General features: G+C 40.5%; 8 protein-coding genes. 1 reads left to right on the top strand and 7 read right to left on the bottom strand.

Annotated features, from left to right (window positions below; translation table 11 throughout):
* Positions 1–37 precede the first annotated feature (37 nt).
* From CYP43_RS07090 to CYP43_RS07120, 7 genes are read right to left on the bottom strand one after another with little or no spacing between them, the layout of a single operon-like run.
* Positions 38–1315 (bottom strand): dihydroorotase, encoded by a 1278-nt coding sequence (locus CYP43_RS07090; protein WP_103583028.1) that lies wholly within the window; start codon positions 1313–1315, stop codon positions 38–40.
* Between the two features lie 2 nt (positions 1316–1317).
* On the bottom strand, positions 1318–2247 hold the full coding sequence (locus CYP43_RS07095; protein WP_002942659.1) for an aspartate carbamoyltransferase catalytic subunit: 930 nt from the start codon (positions 2245–2247) through the stop codon (positions 1318–1320).
* Between the two features lie 16 nt (positions 2248–2263).
* Entirely contained in the window at positions 2264–2674 is a 411-nt protein-coding gene (locus tag CYP43_RS07100; protein WP_103583029.1) for a tetratricopeptide repeat protein, read from the bottom strand.
* A gap of 9 nt (positions 2675–2683) precedes the next feature.
* A complete protein-coding gene (locus CYP43_RS07105) occupies positions 2684–2911 on the bottom strand; it encodes a hypothetical protein (RefSeq protein ID WP_103583030.1) in 228 nt (75 codons plus the stop codon).
* Complete coding sequence (locus tag CYP43_RS07110; RefSeq protein WP_103583031.1) at positions 2908–3933, bottom strand: DHH family phosphoesterase; 1026 nt, start codon at positions 3931–3933, stop codon at positions 2908–2910. Before CYP43_RS07110 ends, CYP43_RS07105 begins: the two co-directional genes overlap by 4 nt.
* Before the next feature lie 9 nt (positions 3934–3942).
* Entirely contained in the window at positions 3943–6138 is a 2196-nt protein-coding gene (gene flhA / locus CYP43_RS07115; protein WP_103583032.1) for a flagellar biosynthesis protein FlhA, read from the bottom strand.
* A 2-nt stretch (positions 6139–6140) separates the two neighbouring features.
* Positions 6141–6545, bottom strand: a complete 405-nt coding sequence (locus CYP43_RS07120) for an RrF2 family transcriptional regulator (RefSeq protein ID WP_054196916.1) — start codon at positions 6543–6545, stop codon at positions 6141–6143.
* 146 nt (positions 6546–6691) lie between these two features.
* Between CYP43_RS07120 and rpsO the strand changes: the two genes are divergently transcribed.
* The gene (rpsO, locus tag CYP43_RS07125) at positions 6692–6964 is read left to right on the top strand and encodes a 30S ribosomal protein S15 (protein WP_004317763.1); all 273 of its coding nucleotides are present in this window, start codon (positions 6692–6694) and stop codon (positions 6962–6964) included.
* Positions 6965–7099 lie beyond the last annotated feature (135 nt).

The following is a 7099-nucleotide window of genomic DNA, read 5'->3' on the forward strand; positions in this document are numbered from 1 at the left end:
GATTTAGGATTTACTCGCGAGCAAGAGCAAATTTATATTATTTTCCAAACTCATAGACGATCTTGCCACTTTTTATCGTGGTAGTTGCTGCGCCTTTTAGCTTTTTGCCAAAAAGCGGAGAATTTACCGATTTTGAGCGGTTTATCTTTTCGTCGTAGATATACTCGATCTCAGGATCTATCACTGCGATGTCAGCTAGCATACCCTCAGCAAGCCTGCCTTTATCTTTTAAATTTAGCATCTTAGCAGCGTTTGTAGAAGTTAGCTCCACCATGCGCTCTAAGCTTATAACGCCCTCATTTACGAGCTTTAAGGTAAGTGGCACAAGGGTTTGAAGTCCGATGATACCAAATGGCGCCTTGTCAAATTCCACTATCTTTTCGTCTGTGTGGTGTGGGGCATGATCAGTGGCGATAACGTCTATAAGGCCGCTTTTTAGCGCCTCTCTTACAGCTTTTACGTCGCTTATCTCACGAAGCGGCGGTGACATTTTAAAATTTGTATCGTAGGCATTTTTCAAAATTTCATCGTCGCTAAAGCTAAAGTGGTGAGGTGTGGCTTCACACGTGATATTTATGCCCTCTTTTTTGCCCATTTCGATGATCTTTAGCGAGTACTCTGAGCTTACGTGAGCGATGTGGATGTGCGCTTTGGTGAGCTTTGCAAGCAGCATATCACGGCTCACTGCGATCTCCTCTTTCTCTCTCGCCATACCGCGAAGTCCAAGTATGGCTGAGACCTTGCCCTCATGCATGACGCCCTGCCTGCAAAGCGAGCAGTCCTCTGAGTGGCTTATACAAAAGCTATTAAACATGCTTGAGTACTCAAGCGCCGCTCTCATCACGCTTGAGCTAGTCACTGGTAGGCCGTCATCACTAAATGCAACTGCGCCAGCTTCTATAAGATCGCCCATTTCAACGATCTCGTTGCCACCAAGCCCTTTGCTGATAGCAGCGATTGGCAAAAGATCGATCAGTCCGCAGTTTCTAGCCTTTTCTATCATCGCTCTTGTGATCGAGGCGTTGTCATTTACTGGGTTTGTGTTAGCCATGCAAAGGCAGGTGGTCACTCCTCCAGCCACGGCCGCTTCGGAGCCTGAGATAATGTCATCTTTATACTCTTGACCAGGATCGCGAAAATGCACGTGCATGTCGATAAGTCCTGGCATTACGAGCTTATTTGTAGCGTCGATAACCTTCTCTGCCTCAAATTTCTCACTTCCGATTTTGGCTATTTTGCCGTTTTCTATTAGGATATTTGCCTTAAATTTCTCGTCGCTATTTACGATAGTGCCGTTAATTATTGCTATTTTCATCGTTAGCCCCTATTTTTTGCAAGCGTATTTAGTATCGCCATTCTTATAGCAACGCCGTTTTCAACTTGATTTAGTATGACTGAGTGCGTGCCATCAGCCACGTCTGAGTTTAACTCCACGCCCCTATTTATCGGTCCTGGGTGCAGCACGATCGCATCAGGTTTTGCTAGCTTTATCCTATTTTTATTTAGTCCAAAGAATTTTGAGTACTCCCTCGAGCTTGGAAACGCCACGTCAGCACCGCCACGCTCTAGCTGGATGCGAAGCATGATGATAACGTCGCTGCCCTCGCAAGCCTCTTCCATATTTTTGCAAATTTGAGACTCAAAGACCTCAGCATCTTTTGGCATCATCATCCTTGGTGCAAAGAGCTTTAAATTTATGCCAAATTTCTTCATCGCCCAGATGTCTGACCTTGCCACGCGGCTTCTAGCGATGTCGCCGATGATCGCCACGTTTAGATTTTTATCCAAAATTTTGCCATGCTCTCTTAGTGTAAAAAGATCAAGCAGAGCTTGACTTGGGTGCTCATTTGTGCCGTCCCCTGCGTTTACGACGCTAGCTTCTGTCCTGTCAGCTGCAAATTTCGCCGCCCCAGAGCTTGGGTGACGAAGCACGATGATGTCAGTTCTCATAGCAGCCATGTTATTCATCGTGTCATTTAGGCTCTCGCCCTTTGTCACGCTAGAGCTTGATGAACTGAAATTTATCGTATCAGCCCCAAGCCTCTTTGCTGCGATCTCAAAAGAAGTCCTTGTTCTTGTCGAGTTTTCATAAAATGCGTTGATCGTGGTCTTTCCACGAAGATAGTCATTTTTTTTCACTTGGCTTAAATTTAGCTCCTTAAACTCTTTCGCCGCCTCTAAAAAATATAAAATTTCTTCCTTGCTAAGCTCTCTAGTTCCTATCAAATCTTTATGTTTGTAGCCCATTTTAAGCCTCTTAAATTTATTTTGCTACGAAGTCGCAAGCTGGTTGGTAGCCGTTATCACAAGCTTTTTTAAACAAAGCCTTTGCTTTTTCTTCGTTTTTTGCTTCGTTTGCGTCTTTATCTTTTACAAGGCCATAAGCGATCATTTCGCCTAGCTTTTCGCAAGCCATGCCCTCATTTTCGTCGCACATTTTTGTAAAAATTTTCTCAGCCTGAACTCTATCTTTTGCTACACCGTCTCCGTTAAATAGCATGATCGCATTCATAGTGCAAGCTTTTTTGATACCCTCGCCGCAAGCCTTATTAAAATAAAGATAAGCTTCATTGAAATTTTTCTTTGCATAAAGCTCGTTTGCTTTGTCTAAATTTTCATTTGCAAACCCATTTAGTGCAAAAAGTGCCGCCGCTAAAACTAAAATTTTCTTCATATTTTCTCCTTATTTAAATAATTTTGAATGATGTTTTTTCATATACTCAACTATCTCTATGACCTCATCGCTTCCGCTAGCATCAGAATTTTCTAACGCATCATCGATGCACTCGACATAAAGATTTACTGCCTCTTCAAGTTTGTCTTTTTTTACCCCAGCATAGTAGAACATCGCTTCAAGCACCATACTAAGCTCGTAGCTAAGTTCTTCTACGCTTACCTCTTCTTCTTTCATATATCCTCCTGTGTTTTTTTGGTTATTAGATCGATTATCTGGGCTTTAATCGGCTCATAGCTAAAGCCATCTTTAAAATTTGTAAATAGCCCACCACTTGCATTAACATGCCCACCGCCGCCAACTAGGTGCTTTGCCATGGCACTAACGTCAAGCTTGCCATTTGCACGAAAACTTAGCGTTTTTTTATTTGTCACATCGATAAAGAAGTCAAATTCAGGATTTGCTACCAAAAAGTCGTTGCCGATAACCGAAACATTTCCGATATTGTAGGTTAAAATACCTTTATGATCTTTATAGTTTATGCTAAATTTCTCTTTATTTTCACTAAGTTTTTTCACTACGTAGCTTGAGATAAGATTACTTAACGTATCGTCTTTATCCTCTTTAAAAAATGACTTCTTAATAGCGTGTATCTGCATATCAAGCCCGATGTAATCATTTTTTTCGTTAAAAAATTTACTCGCTTCTTTTAGGACGTGATCCATATATAGGTTATTTTCTTGCTCAAACATCACCTTGTTTATCTCTTTAGCGTTTGCAACAAGTCCCAAACAGACCTTGCCCATCTCGAAATTTTTATCATCCTTTAGCCAAATATCCACGGCATTTACGACGTCACTAAAAATTTCAAGCTCTTTATTTTTGCCAAAAATTCCTACAAAAAAGTCGTAAGTGATCTTTGTAGCACACCTTGAACTATCCAAAAAATACCACGGATAGGCGCTTGCACACTCTGCACCGCTTTGGTGATGATCAAGCAAAAATAGCTTTATATTTTTACCCTCTATCATCTCAGTAAAGCTCTCGCACTGGGCTAGAGTTAAATTTAGATCAGTAATAAAAATGATGTTTTTATCATCGTTTGAGGCATCTATCTCAGCTAAAATTTGAGCAAATTTATCATCTATCTCTCTGCCATAATTTGAGTTTAAAAATTTCACATCTTTGAAATAAAAATTTGTTATGTACTGAGCACCGTATCCGTCAAGATCGGTGTGTGAGAGGTGATAAATTTTCATCTTTTTCCTTTATATATTTTCTATTTCTATGACGCCAACTGTTTCAAATGGCGTATTTGCAGAGATCTCAGCAAAACTTAGCACCACTATGTCGATGGCAAAATTTGCACAGATATTTGCTATAAATTTTCTTAGACTTGGCTCCACGCAAAGCACCATTTCACCGTGCTGGCTCATCGGACGCTTCTCTTTTTCACGCCTTAGAGCCTGCACGATAGACGATGTCTGAGCTACATTTATCATCAGGTGATATGCGCCGTCTTTGTATTGCACCGCGTCCATGAGCTTTTGCTGGACCGCACTGTCTAGGATGTAAAAGTTTAGTTGCCCCTTTTCATCGACATAAAGCGAGGTGATGACGCGTGAAAGCGCTGCACGCACGTGCTCGATGATCATGTCTAAATTTTTACTAACCTCGGCGATATCACTGATAGCTTCAAGTATGCTAAGCAGGTCTTTGATTGGGATATTATCTTTAAGCAGAGTTTTTAAGACCTTTTGGATCAAATTTATAGGTGCGATCCTGAGCGTATCCTCTACCACAACTGGGTAGTCGATCTTTAGTTTGTCGAGCAAATTTTGCGTCTCTTGGCGAGTTAGAAGCTCAGCTGCGTTTTGTTTTATAAGCTCGCTCATATGCGTTGATATGACGCTTGCAGGATCAACTATCGTGTAACCACTAAGAATTGCATCCTCTTTCACACTAGCATCGATCCAAAGTGCATCTAGTCCAAAAGCTGGCTCTTTTGTTGGAATTCCCTCGATATCCTCACTCACAAGACCGCTATCCATCGCTAGAAATTTATCCGCATAAATTTCGCCCTGTCCGATGATGATACCTTTTAACTTAAAACGATACTCATTTGGTGGGAGCTGAAGGTTGTCGCGAATTCTTATCTTCGGCATCAAAAAGCCAAGGCTTGAAGCGATATTTCGCCTCATAGCGCGAATTCTCTCGATAAGATCCACATCGGCTAATTTTAATAGGCCATATCCAAGGTCGAGCTCTAAAATTTCAAGCTTCAAGATATCATTTATCTTTGTCTCTTCTTCTCTTGCTATCTCTTCGTCGCTCTTCTTTGGAGCCTTAGCGGCCGCACCACTTGTCGCACCAGCTCCTGTAGCGCCAGGCACACCTGCTCCAGCCTTTTTAGAAGCAGCTTTATCTTTTGGTGCAAGGTTTAAATTTAATCCACCATCTTTGGTCTGCTTGATGATGTAGCCAAGCCCCAAAAACAGTAATGCAATAAAACCAAGAGATAATGTCGGAAGGCCAGGAACAAGAGCAAACATGAATAGTATGAAGCCCACTATTAGTAAGGTTTTATAGTCCCCCAAGAGCTGATTTAGCGTACCCTCTGCAAAGTCCTCATCATCTTTGCTAGCCCTTGTGATGATGATGGCAGTTGCTGTTGAAGTGATAAGTCCTGGGATCTGACTCACAAGGCCATCACCGATAGTCAGGATCGTATAGTACTGAGCCGATGTAGCCATATCAAGGTCATGTTGAAACGAGCCGATAGCAAAACCGCCGATGATGTTGATGATAGTTATGATGATGCCAGCTACAGCGTCACCTTTTATAAATTTAGACGAACCATCCATGGCACCGTAAAAATTTGCCTCACCGATGATAGCCTGGCGTCTTTCTCGTGCTGTTTTTTCATCAATTAGACCTGCGTTTAGGTCCGCATCTATCGCCATTTGCTTACCTGGCATCGCATCAAGCGTAAAACGCGCTTGCACTTCACTTACACGGGTTGAGCCCTTTGTTACGACCATGAAATTTATGAGAACCAGGATACAAAAGACAATAGTACCGATGACAAAGTTGCCACCAACGACAAAATTTCCAAAGCTTGAGATGATCTCACTGACCGCTTCTGGACCGTTGTGACCTTCGCTTAAGATCATACGCGTGGTTGCGATATTTAGCGAGAGGCGAAAAAGCGTAACGATAAGAATTAGTGTCGGAAATGTACTAAGATCGGTTGGTTTTGGCACATAAATCGAAATTAAGATTATAAGCACAGAAATCGAGATCGAAAGTGCCAGGAAAAAGTCAAGCACCGCGCTTGGAAGCGGTACAATGATGATAGCAAGGATGGCAACAATGATACCAACGATACTAAGACTTTTAAACTTAACAATTGGCGCAATAAACGGTGCAACAAGAGTTAAGATATTATTTTTTTGCTTTGCCAATTCTACTTCTTAACGATGTCACTTAGCTTGATCGCATCAAGCATCTCGTCGATCTTGCTTTGAAGACCGCTAAACATCGACCAAATTTGACAGCTTGAGGCTTTATTTGACGGGCAGCCATCTGCAGAAGATGAGCACTCAAAGACGTTAAGTTCACGTTTTTCAGCGCACTCTATTATCTTTTTTATGCTTAAATTTTCAGGTTCGTTATTTAGCGCGAAACCGCCATTTGCCCCTTTAAACGACTTTAAAATTCCATCTTTTGCAAGATTTTGTAAAATTTTGGCTAAAAAGCTTTTTGAAATTTTAAGTTCATTAGAGATCGTATCAACATCAACTGGAGATGATTTTTGAGATATTAAAATAAGTGAAAGTAGAGCATATTCGCTTGCCTTTGTAAAAAGCATTTATCTTCCTTAGGTCTTTAAATAGCCCTAATTTTATAAAATTTTTACTGCATTTTTCATTAATTTTTAAAAAGCGTAGTTTTATCTAACTTTATGTTTTAAATGCTATAATCGCTCTTTCAAAATTCACCAATCAGGAGGTCATTATGGCTTTGGATTCGGCTAAAAAAGCTCAAATAGTTGCGAAATTCGCTAGAAAAGAGGGAGATACAGGCTCTCCAGAAGTTCAAATAGCTCTTTTAACAGCTAGAATAACTGAACTTACAGAACACCTTAAAATTTTCAAAAAAGACTTTTCATCACGTTTAGGTCTTTTAAAACTAGTTGGTCAAAGAAAAAGACTTTTAAAGTATCTTAAAAACAAAGACTACACTACATATTCAAAACTAATCTCTGAGCTTGGCTTAAGAGATAAATAATCCATCGGAGAGCGATCTGCTCTCCTTATTAAATTTACTTTATCCATATTTTTTATTCAAAATTTACAGTCTATTTTAAAATTTCCATCTTTAGTATTAATTTATCTACTCACAATACGACTAATCTTTTTAAAT

This window comes from Campylobacter concisus (genome assembly GCF_002913045.1).
GTDB classification, from domain to species: domain Bacteria; phylum Campylobacterota; class Campylobacteria; order Campylobacterales; family Campylobacteraceae; genus Campylobacter_A; species Campylobacter_A concisus_AP.